Origin of the sequence: Aeromonas sp. 96A (assembly GCF_051919165.1) — a bacterium.
Classification (GTDB): Bacteria; Pseudomonadota; Gammaproteobacteria; order Enterobacterales; family Aeromonadaceae; genus Aeromonas; species Aeromonas veronii.
In genome coordinates this window covers 2,001,700-2,022,760 of the sequence record NZ_JBQBFE010000001.1, presented here as the reverse complement: position 1 = coordinate 2,022,760, position 21,061 = coordinate 2,001,700, and the positions used below count along the sequence as shown (strand labels likewise).

The following is a 21,061-nucleotide window of genomic DNA, read 5'->3' as shown; positions in this document are numbered from 1 at the left end:
GGCAAATTCGTCGCCTATGGTAAACGGACTCGCCCCCGAGGGGGAGAGTCCTGAGGCGGAAAATTATCAGCTGAGACGAAATTGACCCAATAATTGCTGCAATTTGTCGGCCGCCTGACGCAATGCCTGACTGGCTTTGGCCGTTTCGGTCGCATCCTGAGCAATGTCGTTGGCCAGTGCGTTGGTTTTTGACAGGTTGCCGGAGACGGTTTCTGAGACCGAGCTCTGCTCTTCGGCGGCGGAAGCGATCTGATAGGTCATGTCGTTGATGGTGGAGATGGCCTGGTAGATGCTGCCAAGCGCCTCTTCCGCCAGATCCGCCTCGCTCACCGCCTGATGGGTCAGCTGCTGGCTCTGGTTGATGGCGTTGACTGCATTGGTGGAGCTGAGGCGGATCTTCTCGATCAGCTCCTGGGTGTTCTGTACCGCCTGCTGGGTATTGCCCGCCAGTTTGCGCACCTCGTCGGCGACTACTGCAAAGCCGCGGCCCTGTTCGCCAGCCCGGGCTGCCTCGATGGCGGCGTTGAGAGCCAGCAGGTTGGTCTGGTCGGCAATCCCCTGAATGACGGTGAGGATGCTGGTGATTTGGGCGCTGTCGTGGGCCAGCCCTTCCACCACTTCTGCCCCTTTTCCGGCTTCTGCTGCGACCTTGTGCATCGACTGGATCACCTGCTGGAAGCGCTCCTTGCCCTGATCGGCTGCGCCTTGCGCCTGTTTGGCCGAGTCGGCGGTGTTGTTGGCGTGGGTGGCGACCTCCTGACTGACGTAGGACATCTCCTGTACCGCGGTCAGCATCTGCTCCATCTCGGCCTGATGATGCTGCAGATTGTTGTCGGTCTGACCGGCAATGCGATCGGTGTCACCGGCGTAGCGGTTCACCTCGCTGGCAGTCTTGAGCACATCCCCGAGCAGCCCCTGCAGTTTGTCGATAAAGCGGTTGATCCCCTTGGCGAGATCCCCTAGCTCGTCGACAGATCGGGTCGTGAGGCGTTTGGTGAGATCCCCTTCACCATCGGCGATGTCATCCACCAGGCTGACCATCTGACGGATGGGGCCTGTGATGCTGCGGGCAATCACCAGCATGGTGGCCAGCGCCAGCACCAGTACGATAACGGCACCCACCAATTGCTGGGTCATGGCTGCCTGGTTCATGTCGCTCAGCTGGCTCTCCAGTTGATCGGCCCCCGCCAGTACCACCTTGTAGGGCAGGGTGACGATGATGGCCCAGTTGCGGCTCATTCCCGGTACCATGATGGGGACGGAAATACGGAATGACTCGTCCAGCTCCTGACGCTGAACTTCCGGTTTCAGGTACTGCTGCCACTGGTTGCCCAGCACCTTACTTGCGCTGCTGCCGAGCAGGCTGGCATCGCCGCTGGTGCCGGTGATGACACCGGCTGCGCTGACGATCAGGGTCTCCCCCTGGCCATCATAGATGTTGTTGTTGAGGCTCTTGGCCTGACGGCTGATGGAGTCCACCGCCAGATCGAGCGCTGCGATCCCCTTGAACTGACCATTCACCATGATGGGGGTGGTGATGGTGCTGACCAGCACCTGCTGACCGTTGATATCCACCTTGAAGGGATCGATGAGGCAAGAGTGTCCTTCCCGCTTCGGGCAGGCGTAGTAGTCGTTGGCGGGATTGCCGAATTCGTCCGGGTCGGTTTTTTCGATGGAGAGCAGCAGATCGGTACCGATTTGATCCTTGTCGCGATAGAAGTAGGGCACGAAGCGCCCCTTGTCATCACTGCCCAGCGCACTCTGGCCAGCAAAGCTGGCATCCTGACCGTCGAAACCGTTGGGCTCGAAGCCGGCGAAGGCGCCATAAAGCTGGGGCTCCAACGCCAGTTGTGCCTTGAGCAGGTCGGTGGCCTGCTGGCGATCCAGCGGCAGTTTGCCTTGCTGTTGCAGGGCGAGGGTGCTGGCCATCTGCTGGGTGTAGGAGAGCCCTTTTTGCAGCAGCTGGGTGATGGTGGCTGCCTCGGCGCGGGCATTGGCGCTGACCTTTTGCCATGCCTCCTGCTGCAGCGCTTCACGGCTGGAGCTGATGGTGAGTTGTTGGGTCTGTTGGCCGGAGTATTGGTTGAGCAGGATCAGGATGACCAGGGCTGCGGTCATGGCGATCCCGGCCATCACTAGAATGCGATTCTGGATAGAACGGAACTGCATCGTCTCTTCCTTGTTCGTGAGAAGTGTGGTGAGCGTTGTTTGGGTATCGACCGGAGGAGGCAGCTCTCCAGCATTGTGCATAGCAAATCGGAAACGGGGCTTCGGTTTTGCGATCCTCTTCAAATATCGGGCTACAGATGCAAATGGCGACAGATTTAATCCCCTACTTTAGCCCGCAATAGCTTCATGGTTTTCCCATCCGTGATTGTCGGTGCTAAAATGCGACGGTTTTTTTAACGAATTGGCCCAAGGCCCTCTACACAAGGCTTAAAGATGAAAGTCAAAACCCGTTTTGCTCCCAGCCCGACCGGCTTTTTGCATGTCGGCGGTGCCCGTACCGCACTCTATTCCTGGTTGTTTGCAAAGAACCAGGGCGGTGAGTTCGTGCTGCGTATTGAGGATACCGACCTGGAACGTTCCACTCAGGAGGCGATCGACGCCATCATTGAGGGCATGGAATGGCTGGAGCTGAACTGGGATGAGGGCCCCTACTACCAGACCAAGCGCTTCGATCGCTACAACGGTCTGATCGACGAGATGCTGGCCGATGGCCGCGCCTACAAGTGCTACTGCTCCAAAGAGCGTCTGGAAGCACTGCGCGAAGGCCAGATGGCCAACGGCGAGAAGCCCCGTTATGACGGCAAGTGCCGCGACCACGCCCACGATCACCCGGCCGATGCGCCGCACGTCATTCGCTTCCGCAACCCGACCGAAGGTTCTGTGGTGTTCGATGACCACGTCCGTGGCCGCATCGAGTTTGCCAACACCGAGCTGGACGATCTGATTATCCGCCGTACCGACGGCGCGCCGACCTACAACTTCTGCGTAGTGGTCGATGACTGGGATATGGAGATCACCCACGTAGTGCGTGGTGAAGATCACATCAACAACACCCCGCGCCAGATCAACATCTACAAGGCGCTGAACGCGCCGGTGCCGGAGTTTGCCCACGTCTCCATGATCCTGGGTGACGACGGCGCCAAGCTCTCCAAGCGCCACGGTGCCGTTTCTGTGATGCAGTACCGCGATGATGGCTACCTGCCGGAAGCGCTGCTGAACTATCTGGTGCGTCTGGGCTGGTCCCACGGCGATCAGGAGATCTTCAGCCTGGAAGAGATGATCAAGCTGTTCAGCCTGGATGCCATCTCCAAGTCCGCCTCTGCCTTCAACACCGACAAGCTGCTGTGGCTGAACAACCACTACATGCGCAGCCTGGATCCGACCTATGTGGCCAAGCATCTGGCATGGCACATGGAAAACCAGAAGATCGACACCAGCAATGGCCCGGCGCTGGCCGACGTGGTCACCCTGCTGGCCGAGCGCTGCAACACCCTGGTAGAGATGGCCGCCCAGAGCCGCTATCTGTTCGAAGATTTTGAGGCGATCGACGAAGCGGCTGCCAAGAAGCACCTGCGTGGCGTTGCGGCCGAGCCGCTGGCACTGGCCAAAACCAAGCTGGCTGCACTGGATAGCTGGACCACCGAGGCGCTGCACGAGCTGATTGAAGCGACCGCTGCCGAGCTGGGTCAGGGCATGGGCAAGGTTGGTATGCCGCTGCGTGTGGCCGTCACCGGTCTGGGTCAGTCCCCTGCCATCGACGCCGTAATGGCGTTGGTAGGTAAAGAGCGTGTTCTCGCTCGTATCGACCGTGCGCTTGCTTACATCGAAGCCCGTATGGCTGCCGAGTAAGTGCTGCCGATGTGGCAGACGAGGAGATAACCCTGTTCTGCCATATGCTGAATAGCAAAAATCCGAAACCACAGGTTTCGGATTTTTTTATGGCCTGCGCACAGGCCGATAGTAAATCGGGGATAAAAAATGCCAGTCAACTGACTGGCATTTTTGTTGGCAGAAGCCGGAGTTAGTGGCTGTCGACCCAGACGAACTTGAGCACGAACAGCAGGGCAACCACCAGCACGCAAGGGTTGATCTCGCGCCAGCGGCCGGTACCTGCCTTCATCACGCAGTAGGAGATGAAGCCCACGGCGATCCCCTCGGTGATGGAGAAGCTGAATGGCATCATCACCGCGGTCATAAAGGCCGGTACCGCTTCGGTCAGATCTTCCCACTTGACCCGGGTCAGCTCGGAGCACATCAGCACGCCCACATAGATAAGGGCGCCAGCTGCGGCGTAGGCCGGCACCATGGCGGCGACCGGAGAGAAGAAGATCGCCAGCAGGAACAGCAGGCCGACCACAATGGCGGTCAGACCGGTACGGCCGCCGACGGCGACGCCGGAGCTGCTCTCAATAAAGGCGGTAACCGAGGAGGTGCCCATGAAGGCGCCGCCGACGGAGCTGACGCTATCCACCATCAGCGCCTGTTTCATGCGCGGGAAGTGGCCCTTGTCATCGGCCAGCTTGGCGCGGTTGGTGACGCCGATCAGGGTGCCGGAGGAGTCGAACAGGTTGACCAGCATAAAGGAGAAGATGATCCCGGCGAGGCTGATATCGAGCGAGCCCATCAGATCCAGCTGGCCGAACACTGGCTCGATGCTGGGGGGCATGGAGACAAAGCCCTTGAAGGTGACATCGCCAAACAGCCAGCCCAGACCGGTAGTGACCACGATGGCGATCAGCACGGCGGAGTGGACGCCGCGGGCGGAGAAGATGCAGATCAGGAAGAAACCGAGCAGACCCAGCAGGCAGGGCAGGGAGGTGAGATTGCCCACGGTCACCATAGTCGCGGGGCTGGCCACCACGATCCCGGCGTTGTGCAGGCCGAGCAGGGCGATCAGCAGACCGATACCGGCGGTGATGCCGACCCGCAGGGTGAGCGGAATGTTGCCGATCAGCCAATAACGCACCCGCAGCAGGGTGAGGATCAACAGACCCATGGCGCCCCAGAAGATGGTACCCATACCCACTTGCCAGGAGTAGCCCATACCTGCAACCACCACGAAGGCGAAGAAGGCGTTGAGGCCCATGGCGGGGGCCAGCGCGATCGGCAGGTTGGCCAACAGGCCCATCAGGATGCTGCCGATACCGGCGATGAGGCAGGTGGTGACGAACACGGCCTGGGTGTCCATGCCCGCCGCAGAGAGGATCTGCGGGTTGACGAACACGATGTAGACCATGGTCAGGAAGGTGGTGATACCGGCGATCACTTCGGTACGGGCGGTCGTGCCATGGCCTTGCAGGGCAAACAGGCGCTCAAGCAATCCTTGCCCGGCGGCCTGATTGGCAGCTTGGTGTTGTTGATTCATGTTGGATTCCAATAGGTGACGTGAAATAAGCAGCAGGGGAACGGGCTATCCCATCCATGCGGGGTAAATTGCCCTGTTTCTGGCGGTTAAGTAACCAGACTCGTCCTGATACCGTGACAGCGCGCACATTTTTACACAGGCGGCGCCGTTTACAAACCCCGGATCTGCGAAGCAGATCAATGAATAGAGTAAAAATTCAAACGTTTGCTTTTTGAGCATGAAAAAAGGTTCTCAGCAGAGAACCTTTTATCGAAAATAGGGGGCTTACAGGGTTTTGAAGTAGCGCTCGACCAGCTGGGCCAGTACCGAGTCGAGCCGGTCTTGCACTTCACCCAGTTCACGGCCGAAGCGGCGCAGAAAGAGGCTTGCCTGCTCTTCGGTCAGCTTGCGCCCCTCGATAAAGAACTCCTGCTCCGGTAGTTGCTTGTCGTAGCGGGGGATCAGCACCCAGCTCACCAGCTCGGGCTCCACGGCGGCAAAAATCTTGGCGGCAGCAGCACAGAAGGTCTCTATGTGCTCCTTGCCATCCGGCCCGAGGCAACCCGGTTCAACCCGGATCTGGATGGTGAGTTTTTTCTCTATGGGGGTCGTCATCGTGCTACATCCATGCAAAGGCATCCGTCTAGGATTGTAAGTCAAAAGGCAAGAGAAAGGGGAGCCGAAGCTCCCCTCAACACGCAGTCAGCCTTATTTGGCGATGCGCTTATATTTAGCGCGGTGCGGCTGGATCGCCTCGGCGCCGTAGGTCTTCTTCTTCCACTCTTCGTATTCGGTAAAGTTACCTTCGAAGAACTCGATCTTGCCCTCATCCTGATAGTCCAGGATGTGAGTGGCGATACGGTCGAGGAACCAGCGGTCGTGGGAGATGACCATGGCACAACCCGGGAACTCCAGCAGGGCGTTCTCGAGGGCGCGCAGGGTTTCGATATCCAGATCGTTGGTCGGTTCATCCAGCAGCAGCACGTTGCCGCCGGTCTGCAGCAGCTTGGCCAGATGCAGACGACCGCGCTCACCACCGGAGAGCTCGCCAACCCGCTTCTGCTGGTCGGAACCCTTGAAGTTGAAGCGGCCGATGTAGGCGCGGCTCGGGAACTCGTAGTTGCCGATGCGCAGGATATCTTGACCGTCAGCGACCTCTTCGAAGACCGTCTTCTTGTCATCCATGCTGTCGCGGAACTGATCGACAGAGGCCAGTACCACGGTTTCACCCAGGGTGATGGCGCCGGAATCCGGCTGCTCCTGACCCGACATCATGCGGAACAGGGTCGACTTACCGGCACCGTTCGGGCCGATGATGCCGACGATGGCACCCTTCGGAATGGCAAACGACAGATCGTCGATCAGCACCCGATCACCATAGGATTTGCGCAGGTTAGCCACTTCCACCACCTTGTCGCCGAGGCGCGGTCCGGGCGGAATGAACAGCTCGTTGGTCTCGTTGCGCTTCTGGTAGTCGTTGGTGTTGAGCTCTTCGAAGCGAGCCATACGGGCCTTGGACTTGGCCTGACGGCCTTTCGGGTTTTGACGAACCCACTCCAGCTCTTTCTCGATGGACTTGCGGCGAGCCGCTTCGGAACTTGCTTCCTGCGCCAGACGGGCGTCCTTCTGCTCCAGCCAGGAGGAGTAGTTGCCTTCCCACGGGATACCTTCGCCGCGGTCCAGTTCCAGGATCCAGCCTGCCACGTTGTCGAGGAAGTAACGGTCGTGGGTGATGGCCACTACAGTGCCTTCGTAGTCGTGCAGGAAGCGCTCCAGCCAGGCCACGGATTCCGCATCCAGGTGGTTGGTCGGTTCGTCCAGCAGCAGCATGTCCGGCTTTTCCAGCAGCAGACGGCAGAGCGCCACACGGCGGCGCTCACCACCGGAGAGGTGTTTGATCTTGGCATCCCAGGCCGGCAGGCGCAGGGCATCGGCCGCACGCTCCAGCTGGTTTTCCATGTTGTGGCCACCCTGGGCCTGGATGATGGCTTCCAGCTCGCCCTGTTCGCGGGCCAGCTTGTCAAAGTCGGCATCCGGGTCGGCGTAGGCCGCATAGACCTCGTCCAGACGAGCCATGGCGCGCTTCACCTCGCCAACGGCCTCTTCGACCGCTTCGCGTACGGTCTGCTCCGGCTCCAGCTTTGGCTCCTGTGGCAGGTAGCCGATCTTGATGCCGGGCTGCGGACGGGCTTCCCCTTCGATCTCGGTATCGATGCCTGCCATGATGCGCAGCAGGGTCGATTTACCGGCGCCGTTCAGACCCAGCACGCCGATCTTGGCGCCCGGGAAGAAGCTCAAGGAGATGTTCTTGAGAATATGACGCTTGGGCGGCACTACCTTGCCGACCCGGTTCATGGTGTAAATAAATTGAGCCATTGGCTAATTCTCTTCCTTTTCAGCAGGTTAATGTCTTGGCATTAACAGACTGATGTCGTGGTGGGGCCAGGTCGACACAGGTCAACCGGGTTCCAAAAAACCCGTCGATTGTAAACCAACGGACGAGGGGGGGCAAAGGTGGCACCCGGCTGTGTCCCCCCTTTGCCAACAGGGTCACGCCTTGCTGCATCAGCCGTGCAATTTGGGCATGATGTGGGCTGCCGTTTTGTCCCGGAGTCCTCATGAAACCATCCCCTCAAGCCCCCTCACTGGCCGCCTTTCTCTGCACAATGGGATTGGACGCCGCGCTGAGTGGAGCCCTCTGTCAGCGTTTGCCACGGCAGACGCTGCGCGCCGGTCAGGTGCTGTTGGCGCAAGGGGACAAACAGGAGGCTGCCTTCTATATCGAAATGGGCATCGCCCGTGCCTGCCATTACACCCGGGAAGGGCAGGAGCGCTGCAAGGAGTTCTACTTCGAGGGGGAGCTCTGCCTGCTTTACGACAGCTGGCTCACTGGGTCGCCCGCCCGCTATCAGCTGGAGGCGCTGACGGAGCTGCAGGTGGTGCGGGTGCCAATCGCCCTGCTGGATGAGCCCGCCTGGCAGTCGGTCTGCATGGCCCTGTTGCGCCAGCAGCTCGGTTACAAGGAGCGAAAGGAGGCGTTTTTGCTGCTCCACTCCCCCGAAGAGCGTTATCGGGAGCTCTGCCACACCTTCCCCCACTGGCCTGCACGACTGACCCAAGTACAGCTCGCCAACTATATCGGCATCAGCCCGGTTACCCTGTCACGGATCCGCAGGCGCATTAACACGGGTTAATGCCACCTGCTGGTTGCCACTTCATGCTGCGTCATCCAAATGACGGACGAGGGGTGGATGATGTCGCTGTTTCTGTGGTCGCAACTGGTGGTTAGCCTGGCCTTGTTGCTCGATCTGTTGTCGTTTCAGTTGCGGGATCGCCGCAGGATCCTGGCCTGTCTGGCCCTCTCCTGCGCCCTCAATGCCGGTCACTTTGTCCTGCTCGGGCAGTGGTCGGCCGCCAGCCTGTTGCTGCTGGCCAGTATGCGCTTTCTGGTGAGCATCTGGCTGGTTCGCCGCATCTTGATGTGGTTTTTCATGGGGTTGGCCTGTGCGGCGGCGCTAGCGACCTATCAGGGCCTGCTCTCATGGATTGGGCTGCTGGCGAGCCTGCTGCAAACCCGGGCCGCGTTTTGCCCTGATGATCGCCTGCTGCGGCGCTGGATGCTGCTCGGTACCCTCTGCTGGCTGGGTAACAACTTGCTGGTGGGCTCACCGGTCGCCGCGCTGATGGAGGGGCTGTTTCTGGTCAGCAATCTGGTGGGTTACTACCGCCACTATGGCTTCGATTATTGGGGGCGTGGCCGCCACAGTGGCCGCAGAAAGGGGCGTGTGCCGCCTTCCGGTCGGGCGAGCTCCTGATTTTCCGCTCAGGGCTGCTTGTGGCCAGCGAAGTAGAGCACCCGTTTCACATACTCCCGGGTCTCGTCATAGGGTGGGATCCCGCCATAGCGTTCCACCGCTTTTTCCCCGGCATTGTAGGCTGCCGAGATCAGTACCCAGTCGCCATCGAAACGGCGATCCAGCCATTTGAGATAACTGACGCCACCCTTGATGTTCTGGGCCGGATCGAATGGTCGGGTTACCCCGAACCGTTGCTGGGTTTCGGGGATCAGCTGCATCAGCCCCTGCGCATTCTTGGGTGAAACGGCGCGGCTGTTGAGATTGGATTCGGCGATGGCAATCGCCAGCACCAGCCGGGCATCCACCTTATGGTGTCTGGCGGCGTGACGCAGCATGGTGACCAGCTTTTGCTTGGCGGGGGGCTGACGGGCAACCCAGGAGTCGACATTGAAGGGGGTGGAAGGGAGCCCGGCCAGATAGCCACCCTGACCGCCATGGATCCCGATGCCACACCGCTCCCTCATAGGGGCATTACCGATGCGGGCGTTGTAGTAACGGGCGGCCTGTTGGTTACCTAGACGCATAGCCATGGCGAGATAACTGTTGGCCAGCCTGGCGCTGCGTATCGAGGTGGGGCCGGTGGCGAGCAGGCGGCCGATCCGGAAATAACCTTCGGGATTGCCGGTGCTGGCGGCGACACAGTAGAGGGTGATGGCCTTTTGCAGATTGCCGTGTTGCTGGGCAACTTGACCCTGCTTGATCGCCGTCAGCGCCTTGGGGGCCTGTCTGAAATCCCTGCCTTGTGCCATCGCCCGCGGCGTACCTGCCAGTAACAACGACAAAAAAAGCAGCAAAAACAGTCCGTTTTCGCTGATGTGCCTCATGGGTTATCTCCTGTTTGAGTACAGAAGATATAGAGGAACATGGCTGCTATCGCCACGAACCCAGTGGATCATGTTGTTATGGCGGGGGGATTTCAGAGAGCAAAACGGAATGGAACTAACGCTATCTCGACAGTTTCACACCATTTTTCATCCGGTTAAAAGTCGTGGTGATACTCCTGCTCATCCAGCACGGCGGGAGGAAGTGCGCGATAGAAGCTGCCAATTTCGCTGACAACCCAGAGCGAAAGCAGGGCCAGCAGGCTGAGCAGGGGAAGCAGAGAGTGGCTCTGGGTCAGGGCATAGGCCGCAATGGCGGCACCGGTCAAAAGCAGGGTTCGGATCATGAGGTGGCTCCTTGTCGTCATGGGGGTGTTGCATGGCCACGGACAGAGCGCCTGGGGTCGGGAGTTGTTCCCGGGTGGCACGAAGCGCGCTGAGTATATCGCGTCATGCCGCTGCCGATCCGTGGTGTCATCACACTTTCCATAGTCATGGGTTTCGTATCGAGTTGGGCCCCGCCAGATGCGGGGCCAGTAATGGTTTGACGGTCAGAAGAAACCGCCGTTGTTATCGTTACTGTCGGCCCAGCCGCCACTCAGGTTATCGTCATCGAGAAAATTGCTGCCAGCATCGGGAGGTGAATCCCAGCCGTCCCAGCGAACCGGTTCCGCATCGACCGGATTGGCGATGGGGGCAGGCTCTATGATGTCGATGATCTCCTCGGGCCGATTGTTGTGAAACAGTCCGCCGATCATATCGGCCAGCATCACGCCACCGGCCACACCGGCTGCGGTTTGCAGGGCGCCACCGAGAAAGGAGCTGGTACGGGAAGCGGGTTGGGCAGGCGCAGTTGCCGGTGGCGGCGTGAAGCGCGGGGGCGGGCTGCTCTCGCCACCAAACAGGCCGGAGAGAAAACTGCCACCATTTGGGGCGCTCTGGCTGGCTTCCAGCTCCTTGATCCGCTCGTTGAGGCGAGTAAGGGCAGCCTGCTGAATTAGCAGCGCCTGGGCCATGTAGTAGGGGGCATCGGGCTGCTGGGCCAGATGCTGGCGGATCAGCTGATCCGCTTGTTGGTCTCGCTTGCTATCCCTGGCTTGCGCTTGCTTGAGGCGGTCGAACAGTCCATCGATCAGACCCTGTTCCTGTGATTGCATCTCAAATCCTCGCTATGGTGCGCAGACAGTGCGTTTAGCCATCCTAAAACCCGCGGGGCATCAGTGGTATCTGATTAACTCATCAATGACCGAGGGGTTACCCGCGCTCGTCAGCGGGCGGGCCGATAGTAGTCGAGATACCAGCGGACAAACTCGGCAACACCTTGCTTGAGGGGCGTAGCGGGGCGCAGACCGGTGAGGGTGTGCAGCGGTTCGCTGTCGGCCCAGGTGGCGTGCATGTCACCTGCCTGCATCGGTAGCATCCGCTTGATGGCGGGCTTGCCGATGACATCCTCCAGCGCCTCGATAAAGTCGAGCAGCCGTACCGGCTGGCCGTTACCGATATTGAGGATGCGGTAGGGGGCTGCGCTCTCGGCCGCGCTCTGCTCGCTGGCGTGCCAATCGGAATTGGGGCGGGGCAGCTGGTCGGCCACGGCGAGGATCCCATCGACGATGTCGTCGATAAAGGTGAAGTCGCGGCTGAGATCGCCGTTGTTATAGACGTCGATAGGCTCTCCCGCGAGGATGGCGCGGGTGAACTTGATGATGGCCATGTCGGGGCGGCCCCAGGGGCCATAGACGGTAAAGAAGCGCAGCCCTGTGGTGGGCAGGCCATAGAGCGCCGAATAGGCGTGGGCCATCAGCTCGCCGCTCTTCTTGGTGGCGGCGTAGAGGGAGACCGGGTGATCTACCTGCTGCGCGGTGGAGTAAGGCATCTGATCCCCCATGCCATAGACCGAGCTGGAGGAGGCGTAGATGAGGTGCTGGATCCCGTGGTGACGACACCCCTCCAGCACTGTCAGCATACCGGTAAGGTTGCTGTCGGCATAAGCGAACGGATTGTCGATGGAGTAGCGCACCCCCGCTTGCGCCCCCAGATGGATCACCCGTTCGAAACGGTTGCTGGCAAACAGGGTCGCCATCGCTTCGCGATCTGCCAGATCCAGCCGCTCGAAGCGAAAATGGGGGAAACTGGCCAGCTGGGCCAGCCGTGCCTCTTTCAGACTCACCTCGTAGTAGTCGTTGAGGTTGTCGATCCCCACCACCTGATGACCTACGGCGCACAGCTGGCTGGCCACGTGAAAACCAATAAAACCGGCGACGCCGGTGACCAGATAGATCATGGTTGAGTCTCCGGGCTGCAACTGGTGTTGGCAGGCTGCTTTTTGGCGGGAAGATGTGGCCGCCCGATGGCGTGATAGTCAAACCCGAGCTCGCTGAGCTGGCGCGGCTCATAGAGGTTGCGGCCATCGATGATGACAGGTTGGTTGAGCTGCGCTTTCAACTGCTGGAAATCGGGGGCGCGAAACGCCTGCCACTCGGTACAGATCAGCAGGGCGTCGGCCCCTTCCAGTGCCGCTTCCTGAGTCGGGCAGAGCAGCAGATCCGGCCGCTCGCCGTAGATCTGGCGGGCACGCTCCATCGCTTTGGGATCAAAGGCCTGCACCCGGCCACCGGCAGCCCAGATGGCGGCCAGTAGCGGGCGGCTCGGCGCATCGCGCATATCGTCGGTGCCGGGTTTGAACGCCAGTCCCCACAGGGCGAAGGTACGGCCGCGCAGATCCGGGCCGAAGCGATTCAGCAGGGTTTGCGCCATCTTCTGTTGCTGGCGCTGGTTGACCTGCTCGACCGCTGCCAGCAGCGGGGCGTCGCAGCCGACACTCGCCGCGGTATGGCGCAACGACTTGATATCCTTGGGGAAGCAGGAGCCGCCGTAGCCGCAGCCCGGGTAGATAAAGTGGTAACCGATGCGGGGATCGGCCCCCATCCCCTGGCGCACCGCCTCGATATCGGCACCCAGCTGCTCGGCGAGGGCAGCCATCTCGTTCATAAAAGAGATCTTGGTGGCCAGCATGGCGTTGGCGGCGTACTTGGTGAGCTCGGCGCTGCGCAGATCCATCACCACGATCCGGTCGTGATTGCGGTTGAAGGGGGCGTAGAGGGCGCGCAACTGCTCAAGCGCACGCTCGCTGTCACAGCCGATGATGATGCGATCCGGCCGCATGCAGTCGTTGACCGCCGCCCCCTCCTTGAGAAACTCGGGATTGGCCGCCACCTCGCAGGCGAGGGTCAGCCCCCGTTCGGCCAACTGCAGCTCAATGTGTTCTCTTACTTGCTGCGCCGTGCCGACCGGTACTGTGCTCTTGGTCACCACCAGCTTGGGGCGGCTCATCAGTCGGCCTATGGTGTCGGCCACCGCCAGCACATGTTGCAGATCGGCCGAGCCATCCTCGTCAGCCGGGGTACCCACGGCGATCAGCAGCAGGTCGGCGTGTGCCACGGCAATGGCGGGATCGACCGTGAAGCTCAAGCGGCCGCTGGCCAGATGGCTCTCGACCAACGGGGCCAGCCCCGGCTCATAGAAGGGGATCTGCCCCAGCCTGAGGGCGGTAATCCGCTCATCATCCACATCTACGCAGCAGACCTGATGGCCCACCTCGGCCAGAACGGCGGCCTGTACCAGCCCGACATAGCCTGTGCCAAAAATGGTGACCTTCATGAAAAGTGCCTCGTGCTGTGAATGGGGGATGGCGCGCTTAAACCGCGGCATGCTGCATCTTGGTGCAGCGGGTGTCAATGCCAGATGACAGGCACCAGAATGGGGCGTTCAGCCTGCCTGTTGTGATCCTTTTCACAAAAAATAGACTGGACCCCATAACGAAGCCCTGTGGACAGGGCTCGCAGCCCGCCCGCAACGGCAGGCGACAGACACTCTCTCTTTACTTCGCTTGGATACAGGTTATGGACAACACCTCGATTCGCACTGCCCATCCTATTTATGAGGATGTGCTGGCCCTGCTGACGGCGGCCAGCTTTGTTTCCCTCGGCATCTTTCTGTTTCATCAGGTTGGCCTGCTCACTGGCGGCACCGCCGGGCTGGCGCTGCTGCTGCAAAAGGTGACCGGCATCAGCTTCGGCCTGCTCTTCTTCGGCATAAACCTGCCCTTCTATGCGCTGGCATGGCTGCGGATGGGGCCACGTTTTACCTTCAACACTTTTGTCTCGGTGGCGGCGGTCTCCTACATGACCGATCACCTCAACGGGGTGTTGCAGATCGGCAAGATAGAGCCCCTCTATGCGGCGCTGATCGGCGGTACCCTGATTGGCATGGGGCTGCTTATCATGTTTCGCCACAAGTCGAGTCTGGGAGGCTTCAACATTCTGGCGCTCTTTATTCAGGATCGCTTTGGCATTCGGGCGGGCAAGTTGCAGATGGGGCTCGATTGCGCCATTGTTGTCGCCTCGTTTTTCGTGGTGCAGCCCTGGATCCTGGCGCTCTCCATCGTGGCGGCGGTTATCTGTAATCTGGTGTTGACACTCAACCACAAGCCCGGCCGTTACCAGATTGCCTGACAAGCTGCGGCAGTGGCTCGATAAGACAAGCGTGACCCGATAGCACGAGGCGGCCTGATGGCCGCCTCGTCTGTTTCTACCCTGATGTTTGTTCGCTGCGCCTAGCTCGCCTGCTCCAGCCTGCTGTCGCCGCTCATGGCGTTGTCACTGATGGCGTGACCACCAACAGCGAGCGGGGTGTGACAGGCCACCTGATGATGGGACTCATCACACGCCTCAAGCTTGGGCGCCTTGCTTTTGCACAACTCGGTCGCATGGGGGCAGCGCTGGTGGAAGTGGCAGCCGCTTGGCGGCGAGATGGGGGAGGGGACATCGCCGGTCAGCAGAATGCGCTGGCTGCGCCTGCGTGGATCCGGCACCGGAATGGCGGAGATCAGTGCCTGGGTATAGGGGTGACGCGGCGCCAGATAGAGCGACTGGGCATCCGCCAGTTCGACGATCCGTCCCAGATACATCACTGCAATCCGATCCGAGATATGTTTGACCACCGACAGATCGTGGGCGATGAAGATGATGGAGAGATTCATCTCCCGCTGCAGGCTGAGCAGCAGGTTGACGATCTGCGACTGCACCGAGACATCGAGGGCCGAGACTGCCTCGTCGCACACCAGCAGCTTGGGCTTGAGGGCGATGGCGCGGGCGATGCCGATCCGCTGGCGCTGACCGCCGGAAAACTCGTGGGGGTAGCGATCCACCGCACTGCCCGGCAGGCCCACTTTCGCCAGCAACTCCTGCACCCAGCCGCGGCGCTGTTCAGTGTTGCCCTTGCCGTGGATGATAAAGGGCTCCTCCAAAATTTGGCCCACGGTGTGGCGGCTGTTGAGGGATTCTGCAGGGTCCTGAAACACCATCTGCATCTCCTGGCGCAGGGAGCGCATCTCCTTCGGGCTGAGGGCAGTGATATCGCGCCCCTCGAAGGTGATGGTACCCGCGGTCGGCTCGAATAGCTTGAGCAGACTGCGCCCGAGGGTGGACTTGCCACAGCCCGACTCACCCACCAGCCCCAGCGTCTCCCCCTGTTTCAGGTCGAAGCTGATGCCATCCACCGCGTGAACCGTATATTGCTTGCGCAGAAAACCGCCTCCCAGCCGGAAGTGCTGTTTCAGATCCCTGATCGATAACAGAGTGCTCATGCGGTCAACTCCTTCCAGTAGTGACAGGCGACATGGTGGCGCGGATTGAGTTGCTCCACCGCCGGAATGGCGCTGACACAGAGGTCGGTCGCATGGGGGCAACGGTTGGAGAAACGGCAGCCAGCGGGCATCTCGTGCAGGGCCGGTACCTGTCCCTTGATGGTCTTGAGCAGGCTCTTGGGCTCATCCTCAAGGCGCGGGATCGAGCTCATCAGGCCGTGGGTATAGGGGTGACGGGGGTGGTCAAACAGCTCGAATACGTCGGCCTGCTCTACCGCCCGCCCGGCGTACATCACCACAACTTCGTCGCACAGCTCAGCCACTACCCCGAGATCGTGGGTGATAAAGATGATGGCCATGCCGGTCTGGGCCTGCAGCTCTTTCATCAGTTCGAGGATCTGGGCCTGAATGGTGACATCCAGCGCCGTGGTCGGCTCGTCACAGATAAGCAGGTCTGGCTCGCATGAGAGCGCCATGGCGATCATCACCCGCTGGCGCATGCCGCCGGAGAGGTTGTGGGGATAGACCGCAAAGCGCTGGGCCGGTTCCGGGATACCCACTTTCTGCAGCATGGCGATGGCCGCGGCTTTGCGCTGGGCCTTGTCATACTCGGGGCGATGGAGGCGAAACACCTCCATCAGCTGCTCCCCCACCGTCTGCACCGGGTTGAGGGCAGTCATCGGCTCCTGAAAGATCATCGAGATGCGGTTGCCGCGCACCTTGTACATCTGATCCGGTGCAAGCGACAGCAGCTCCTCCCCCTGAAAGCGGATGGAGCCTGCTACCACCTGACCGTGGGGTTTAGGCAAGAGCCCCATGATGGCGAGCGAGGTAACGCTCTTGCCACAGCCGGACTCGCCGACGATCCCCAGCGTCTGACCCGGTGCCACCTTGAAGCTGACCCCGTCGAGCACCTTGATCTTGCCGTCATCGACGGCGAACTCCACCTCGAGATCGCGTACTTCGAGGATTGGGGCCAGGTGCTGGCCGTTATCAACGGCGAACTCCCCCCCGTTGTCCGGTACGTCAAGAATGGGGGCCTGAGTGTTGGGCATAACGGCTGCTCCCTTCGCAATGGCCTGAATATCAATGACGTGCATAGGTCTTGTCGAGCAGGTTGATGGGCGCCAGCGCCTCCCCTGCCTCCTTGGCGTTGCGGGTCTCTTCCTTCACCTTGGGATCGAGCCAGAGCAGACCGCCGCTACTGTGAGGATAACCGTCCATCGGCCAGTAGAGCAGATCCGGCGTGTTCTTGGTGGCAGGCACTTCCGGCAGCATCACATAACGCCAGCTGCTGGCCCGCACATAGTTGAGCTGCACCCCGGGCACGAAGATGGCGAGGTCATAGATGCGCTGCTGGATCTGCTGGGAGAGCTTGGCCCGTTTGGCCATGTCGAATTCGACGTTGTAGGCGTCGATCAGCGCGTCCAGCTCCTTGTCAGCCACGTTGAACAGGTTGTTGGTCTGCGGTTTGTTGGCGTTGGCGGAGTGGAAAAACTCCCAATATTGCGGATAGAGACCGCCGCCGCCCCAACCGAGCCAGGCCGCCTCGTGTTTCTTCTCCAGCATCACCTTGAAGCCGGTGGCGCCATCCACCAGATTGAGCTCCAGATCCAGACCCGCTTTCTTGGCCTCTTCTTTCAGCACGGTCAGTCGCTTGGAGTGCTCCTGACTGGTGTAGGTGAGCGCCAGCGTCAGCCGCTCACCCTTCTCATTTTGCAGGATGCCGTCCGGCCCGGGCTTGTTATAGCCACCCTTGGCAAAGTACTCCCGCGCCTTGCCAATGTCATAAGCCCGCTGTGGCAGCGTGATGTCAGTGAACTCGCCAAAGCCCGAGTCAAAGGTGGTGGCTCTGTCATAGTCGCCGCGCAGCACGGTCTCGATCATCTTGTCGATGTTGAAGGCGTGCTGGATGCCGAGGCGCATGTTTACGTCCGCCAGCTTGGGGTTGGCCACATTGAGGTGAACCCCCTGACCGCCCTGTTTGGTGTCGGTCATGGCCATCACCTTCTGCACGTAGCCTTTTTTGTACTCCGGGGTGACCGCTTTTTCATGCCACCAGTTGGGCAGGATCATCTCGAAGGTATCGATCTCCCCTTTCAGGAAGTGGCGGAAGGCGATGTTGTGGTCGCGGATCACCTGCACCTTGATGGTGTCGATGTTGAATCTGTGCTGGTTGTAGCGATCATCCTTTGCCCACCAATCCTTCTGCTTGCTGAAGGTGACCGACTTGCCCTTCTTGACGTCGCTGATCACGTAGGGACCTGTGGTGGGCACCACGGCCCAGTTGTACTGCTTCACCCAGTTGGGGGTCAGCTTGTAGTAGTGCTTGGGCTGGGGCCACAGCTCGGTGGTGTTGAGCAGGTCCATCTTGGCCTTGCGGTTGCCCGCTTTGACCATAATGGTGTGATCATCGATCTTCTCTACCGCTACCACTTCAGTGGTGTAGTAGTTGTTGAACCAGGGCCCCTTGATGTGTTTGGAGCGCATCATCTCGTAGCCGAAGGTGTAGTCGTCAGCATTGACCGGCTTGCCATCCGACCATTTGGCTCGCGGATCCAGCTTGAAGTAGACGGTCTGATTGTCTGGCGCGATGGCCCAGTGGGTCGCCAGCGAGGGGATGGGGTTGCCGGTATTGGGGTGGAAGCTGATGAGTCGCAACTGGTTATCGAGAATAAAGGAGCGGAACGATCCGTTGGAGTCAGGCCCCACGGTGCGAAACGTCAGCGGAAAGCTCTCCACAAACATATTGAGGCTGCCGCCCGACAGCGCCTTGGGGGAGGCGAACACAGGATCCGTGTCGTTGGTCTCCCATTTGAGATCCGCGGGCAGGCTGGCCGCCCAGACCCAGGATCCGTTTACCAGCACAAAGAGAGCACCTATCCATTTGATTTTATTTTTCATGTTTGACTTCCAGGTCTGGCCCCTGCACTGGGGGTCTTGATTGATAACGGGATTATCCCTTGCTCTCGGGACCGCCGATGGCGGCGGCCCGTCCTTCATTTATCACTGTTCGTTATCTGGCGCCTGCCGATGCGCTGGCATCGGCTGGCTTATTGGTAACGGGTAAATTTGCGCGGATCGAACGCCTCGCGGATCGCCTCGCCGATAAAGGAGACCATGATCAGCACCAGACTCACCGCAGCCACCACCGAGCTGACGATCCAGATGGCATCCAGATTGTTGATGCCCTGGGAGAGCAGCTCTCCCCAGCTCGGGGTCGGCGGTGCCAGCCCGAAGCCCAGATAGTCGAGGGCCGTCAGGGTGGAGATATTGCCCACCACGGCGAACGGCGCCAGGGTGACGATCATCATCAGGGTGTTGGGCAGGATGTGGTTGAAGATGATCCGCCCGGTGGTCGCCCCTTGCGCCCGCGCCGCCATCACATAGTCCCGCGCCCGCTCCTTGTAGGTGAGGGTGCGCATATACCAGGTGATCCCCATCCAGCCGAACAGCACGTTGATGGCGACAAACAGGCCGAAGTTGGGCTTGGCAAGCGACACCAGGATCATGATGACGTAGAGAAACGGCACTTGGGACCAGATCTCGATAAAGCGTTGCAGAATGAGGTCAAAGCGGCCGCCGAGAAAGCCCATCAGACAGCCGATTGTGACCCCGATGGCGTAACTGGCCGCCAGCGCGATAAAGGCAAAGCCGATGGCGATGCGAAAGCCGTAAACCAGCCGCGCCAGCACGTCGCGGCCGCTGGTGTCGGTGCCGAGGAAGTGGCGCTCAGCCGCGCTGGGGGCGTAGGGCGGGTAGGCATCCTCCTTGAAGTCCTGCTCGTAGGGGTTCCAGGGTACCGGCGGCAGCAGCACCCAGTCGCCCTGGCCCTCTGCGGCAAACTTGGCTTTGAGCTGGCGGTAGTTGGTTTCGTACTCGTAATCGAGCCCGAACTGCTGACCGGGGATCACATCGCCATAGGTGGGGAAATGCAGCTGGCCCTGATAGCTCACCATCAGTGCCCGGCTGTTGACCAGCAGCTCCGCCAGCAGGGAGAGCAGCACCAGGGTGGTGAAGATGATGAAGGAGTAGTAACCGCGCTTGATCGACTTGAAGCGCTTGAGTTTTTTCAAGGTAACCGGATTGAGCTTCATGGTCAGTCTCCAAACCGCACGCGGGGATCAACAGAAGGTGCAACGCAGATATCGGAGACGATATGGCGTGATATCAGCATCGGCATGGCAATAGAGGTCTGGTTCATGGTCAATCTCCAAATCGCACGCGCGGATCAACCAGGGCAACGCAGATATCGGAGACGATATTGCCAATCAGCATCAGCATGGAGGTGATGGCCAGAATGCCCATGACGGTGGGGTAATCCCGCTCGACGATCGCCTCGTAACCGAGCAGGCCGATGCCGTCGATGTTGAAGATGGTCTCGATGAGGAAAGAGCCGCCAAAAAAAACAGTGAGCACAGACCCCAGGTGACTGGCGATGGGGATCAGGCTGTTGCGCATCGCGTGGTCGGTGACCGCCTTGCGAAACGGCAGTCCCTTGGCCACGGCGGTACGCACATAATCGGCCGACAGGTTCTCCATCAGGCTGTTTTTCATGGTCATGGTGAGGATGGCGAAATCGCCGATGGCGTAGGCGATAAGCGGCAGCAGGGCGTGGGCAAAGACAGTGCGGATCTGATCCCAGCTGCTCTCCATGTACTCAAAGTCGTCTCCCGGAAAACCGCCCATCGGCAGCCACTCCAGATGGAAGGCGAAGACGGTGATGAGGAAGATCCCCACCACATAGGCGGGCAGGGCATAGGCCATGTAGATAAGCATGGAGCTCAACGAGTCGAAGCGGCTGTTGTGCCTGAGCGCCTTCGCCACCCCGAGCGGAATGGAGACCGCATAGCTCAGCAGAAAGGTTGCCAGCCCGAAGAAGGCGGTAACGGGGAGCCGCTCCTTGATGAGATCCCACACCGGTTCGTAGTAGCGGGTCGATTCGCCCAGATCCAGCACCGCCAGCTTCTGCAGCCACTCCCAGTAGGCGACCAGCATCGGTTTGTCGAGGCCATAGAAGGCCTTGAGCTCCTCTATCTGTTCATCGGAGAGGGCCTGCGCCCCCTTGCTTCCGCTGGAGCGGCCAGATTCATTCTGGGAAACCTGGGCTTGCAGCAGCATGCGTTCGACCGGTCCGCCCGGCACGAAACGGGTGATGGTGAAGACGAGCAGGGTGATACCGAGAAACGTCGGGATGATCAAAAGCATCCGGCGTAGGAAATACGACAGCATGGTGGAACCTCGTCCTTGTTGTTCTTTTTTGCGGCCAGTCAAATCCGGTGACAGGCCTGTCCTTCCTGGCATTACGCGCTGGATTGGTTGCCAAACAGCAGACAATCCGCTTGGCCACTGTAAAAGCTCTGCAACAAAAATCAAGTACAAGGAA

Annotated in this window: 18 protein-coding genes; 4 read left to right on the top strand and 14 right to left on the bottom strand. The window is 60.1% G+C overall.

Annotated elements, in window-relative coordinates; genetic code table 11:
* Positions 1-66 precede the first annotated feature (66 nt).
* On the bottom strand, positions 67-2,169 hold the full coding sequence (locus ACTG2W_RS09120; RefSeq protein WP_181281545.1) for a methyl-accepting chemotaxis protein: 2,103 nt from the start codon (positions 2,167-2,169) through the stop codon (positions 67-69).
* A gap of 273 nt (positions 2,170-2,442) precedes the next feature.
* On the opposite strand from ACTG2W_RS09120, the gene gltX reads away from it, so the two are divergent.
* Positions 2,443-3,858, top strand: coding sequence for a glutamate--tRNA ligase (gene gltX / locus ACTG2W_RS09115; RefSeq protein ID WP_106842276.1), 1,416 nt, complete (start codon positions 2,443-2,445; stop codon positions 3,856-3,858).
* A 172-nt stretch (positions 3,859-4,030) separates the two neighbouring features.
* On the opposite strand, the gene ACTG2W_RS09110 is transcribed toward gltX, so the two are convergent.
* The 3 genes from ACTG2W_RS09110 to ettA form a co-directional block, all read right to left on the bottom strand.
* Positions 4,031-5,374, bottom strand: a complete 1,344-nt coding sequence (locus ACTG2W_RS09110) for an NCS2 family permease (protein WP_005343409.1) — start codon at positions 5,372-5,374, stop codon at positions 4,031-4,033.
* A 264-nt stretch (positions 5,375-5,638) separates the two neighbouring features.
* Entirely contained in the window at positions 5,639-5,968 is a 330-nt protein-coding gene (locus ACTG2W_RS09105) for a hypothetical protein (RefSeq protein ID WP_005343410.1), read from the bottom strand.
* A gap of 93 nt (positions 5,969-6,061) precedes the next feature.
* Entirely contained in the window at positions 6,062-7,729 is a 1,668-nt protein-coding gene (ettA, locus tag ACTG2W_RS09100; protein WP_005338959.1) for an energy-dependent translational throttle protein EttA, read from the bottom strand.
* A gap of 242 nt (positions 7,730-7,971) precedes the next feature.
* Here ettA and ACTG2W_RS09095 point away from each other — a divergent pair, with 242 nt between their 5' ends.
* Positions 7,972-8,547, top strand: coding sequence for a Crp/Fnr family transcriptional regulator (locus tag ACTG2W_RS09095; RefSeq protein WP_106842277.1), 576 nt, complete (start codon positions 7,972-7,974; stop codon positions 8,545-8,547).
* Positions 8,548-8,604: 57 nt separating this feature from the next.
* A complete protein-coding gene (locus tag ACTG2W_RS09090; RefSeq protein WP_181281546.1) occupies positions 8,605-9,168 on the top strand; it encodes a YgjV family protein in 564 nt (187 codons plus the stop codon).
* Between the two features lie 8 nt (positions 9,169-9,176).
* Here the strand turns inward: ACTG2W_RS09090 and ACTG2W_RS09085 are convergent, their stop codons facing one another.
* The 5 genes from ACTG2W_RS09085 to ACTG2W_RS09065 form a co-directional block, all read right to left on the bottom strand.
* Positions 9,177-10,034 carry a lytic transglycosylase domain-containing protein gene (locus tag ACTG2W_RS09085; RefSeq protein WP_106842279.1) on the bottom strand — a complete coding sequence of 286 codons (858 nt, stop codon included), beginning with the start codon at positions 10,032-10,034 and terminating at the stop codon, positions 9,177-9,179.
* Between the two features lie 155 nt (positions 10,035-10,189).
* On the bottom strand, positions 10,190-10,378 hold the full coding sequence (locus ACTG2W_RS09080) for a hypothetical protein (RefSeq protein WP_043822919.1): 189 nt from the start codon (positions 10,376-10,378) through the stop codon (positions 10,190-10,192).
* 204 nt (positions 10,379-10,582) lie between these two features.
* Positions 10,583-11,188: a DUF2076 domain-containing protein gene (locus ACTG2W_RS09075; protein ID WP_106842280.1), complete on the bottom strand. Its 606-nt coding sequence runs from the start codon at positions 11,186-11,188 to the stop codon at positions 10,583-10,585.
* A gap of 110 nt (positions 11,189-11,298) precedes the next feature.
* Entirely contained in the window at positions 11,299-12,312 is a 1,014-nt protein-coding gene (locus tag ACTG2W_RS09070) for an NAD-dependent epimerase (RefSeq protein ID WP_106842281.1), read from the bottom strand.
* Positions 12,309-13,688, bottom strand: coding sequence for a UDP-glucose dehydrogenase family protein (locus ACTG2W_RS09065; protein ID WP_106842572.1), 1,380 nt, complete (start codon positions 13,686-13,688; stop codon positions 12,309-12,311). The genes ACTG2W_RS09070 and ACTG2W_RS09065 overlap by 4 nt, the downstream gene beginning before the upstream one ends.
* Positions 13,689-13,930: 242 nt before the next feature.
* Between ACTG2W_RS09065 and ACTG2W_RS09060 the strand changes: the two genes are divergently transcribed.
* The gene (locus tag ACTG2W_RS09060) at positions 13,931-14,542 is read left to right on the top strand and encodes a YitT family protein (protein ID WP_069556328.1); all 612 of its coding nucleotides are present in this window, start codon (positions 13,931-13,933) and stop codon (positions 14,540-14,542) included.
* 101 nt (positions 14,543-14,643) lie between these two features.
* Here the strand turns inward: ACTG2W_RS09060 and ACTG2W_RS09055 are convergent, their stop codons facing one another.
* The 5 genes from ACTG2W_RS09055 to ACTG2W_RS09035 all read right to left on the bottom strand — a co-directional run bounded on the left by ACTG2W_RS09055 (position 14,644) and on the right by ACTG2W_RS09035 (position 20,907).
* A complete protein-coding gene (locus ACTG2W_RS09055) occupies positions 14,644-15,675 on the bottom strand; it encodes an ABC transporter ATP-binding protein (RefSeq protein ID WP_106842282.1) in 1,032 nt (343 codons plus the stop codon).
* Positions 15,672-16,730, bottom strand: coding sequence for an ABC transporter ATP-binding protein (locus ACTG2W_RS09050; RefSeq protein WP_106842283.1), 1,059 nt, complete (start codon positions 16,728-16,730; stop codon positions 15,672-15,674). The genes ACTG2W_RS09055 and ACTG2W_RS09050 overlap by 4 nt, the downstream gene beginning before the upstream one ends.
* A 31-nt stretch (positions 16,731-16,761) precedes the next feature.
* Complete coding sequence (locus tag ACTG2W_RS09045; protein ID WP_106842284.1) at positions 16,762-18,579, bottom strand: extracellular solute-binding protein; 1,818 nt, start codon at positions 18,577-18,579, stop codon at positions 16,762-16,764.
* A 149-nt stretch (positions 18,580-18,728) separates the two neighbouring features.
* Positions 18,729-19,772: an ABC transporter permease gene (locus ACTG2W_RS09040; RefSeq protein WP_013724081.1), complete on the bottom strand. Its 1,044-nt coding sequence runs from the start codon at positions 19,770-19,772 to the stop codon at positions 18,729-18,731.
* A 109-nt stretch (positions 19,773-19,881) separates the two neighbouring features.
* Positions 19,882-20,907: an ABC transporter permease subunit gene (locus ACTG2W_RS09035; RefSeq protein WP_031227629.1), complete on the bottom strand. Its 1,026-nt coding sequence runs from the start codon at positions 20,905-20,907 to the stop codon at positions 19,882-19,884.
* Positions 20,908-21,061: the final 154 nt, after the last annotated feature.

Coding starts and splice junctions, on each gene's coding strand:
- ettA (WP_005338959.1), bottom strand. CDS start 7,729: ATGGCTCAATTTATTTACACCATGAACCGGGTCGGCAAGGTAGTGCCG.
- ACTG2W_RS09095 (WP_106842277.1), top strand. CDS start 7,972: ATGAAACCATCCCCTCAAGCCCCCTCACTGGCCGCCTTTCTCTGCACA.
- ACTG2W_RS09060 (WP_069556328.1), top strand. CDS start 13,931: ATGGACAACACCTCGATTCGCACTGCCCATCCTATTTATGAGGATGTG.
- ACTG2W_RS09040 (WP_013724081.1), bottom strand. CDS start 19,772: ATGAAGCTCAATCCGGTTACCTTGAAAAAACTCAAGCGCTTCAAGTCG.
- ACTG2W_RS09085 (WP_106842279.1), bottom strand. CDS start 10,034: ATGAGGCACATCAGCGAAAACGGACTGTTTTTGCTGCTTTTTTTGTCG.
- ACTG2W_RS09110 (WP_005343409.1), bottom strand. CDS start 5,374: ATGAATCAACAACACCAAGCTGCCAATCAGGCCGCCGGGCAAGGATTG.
- ACTG2W_RS09075 (WP_106842280.1), bottom strand. CDS start 11,188: ATGCAATCACAGGAACAGGGTCTGATCGATGGACTGTTCGACCGCCTC.
- ACTG2W_RS09120 (WP_181281545.1), bottom strand. CDS start 2,169: ATGCAGTTCCGTTCTATCCAGAATCGCATTCTAGTGATGGCCGGGATC.
- ACTG2W_RS09105 (WP_005343410.1), bottom strand. CDS start 5,968: ATGACGACCCCCATAGAGAAAAAACTCACCATCCAGATCCGGGTTGAA.
- ACTG2W_RS09065 (WP_106842572.1), bottom strand. CDS start 13,688: ATGAAGGTCACCATTTTTGGCACAGGCTATGTCGGGCTGGTACAGGCC.
- ACTG2W_RS09080 (WP_043822919.1), bottom strand. CDS start 10,378: ATGATCCGAACCCTGCTTTTGACCGGTGCCGCCATTGCGGCCTATGCC.
- ACTG2W_RS09070 (WP_106842281.1), bottom strand. CDS start 12,312: ATGATCTATCTGGTCACCGGCGTCGCCGGTTTTATTGGTTTTCACGTG.
- ACTG2W_RS09045 (WP_106842284.1), bottom strand. CDS start 18,579: ATGAAAAATAAAATCAAATGGATAGGTGCTCTCTTTGTGCTGGTAAAC.
- gltX (WP_106842276.1), top strand. CDS start 2,443: ATGAAAGTCAAAACCCGTTTTGCTCCCAGCCCGACCGGCTTTTTGCAT.
- ACTG2W_RS09050 (WP_106842283.1), bottom strand. CDS start 16,730: ATGCCCAACACTCAGGCCCCCATTCTTGACGTACCGGACAACGGGGGG.
- ACTG2W_RS09090 (WP_181281546.1), top strand. CDS start 8,605: ATGATGTCGCTGTTTCTGTGGTCGCAACTGGTGGTTAGCCTGGCCTTG.
- ACTG2W_RS09055 (WP_106842282.1), bottom strand. CDS start 15,675: ATGAGCACTCTGTTATCGATCAGGGATCTGAAACAGCACTTCCGGCTG.
- ACTG2W_RS09035 (WP_031227629.1), bottom strand. CDS start 20,907: ATGCTGTCGTATTTCCTACGCCGGATGCTTTTGATCATCCCGACGTTT.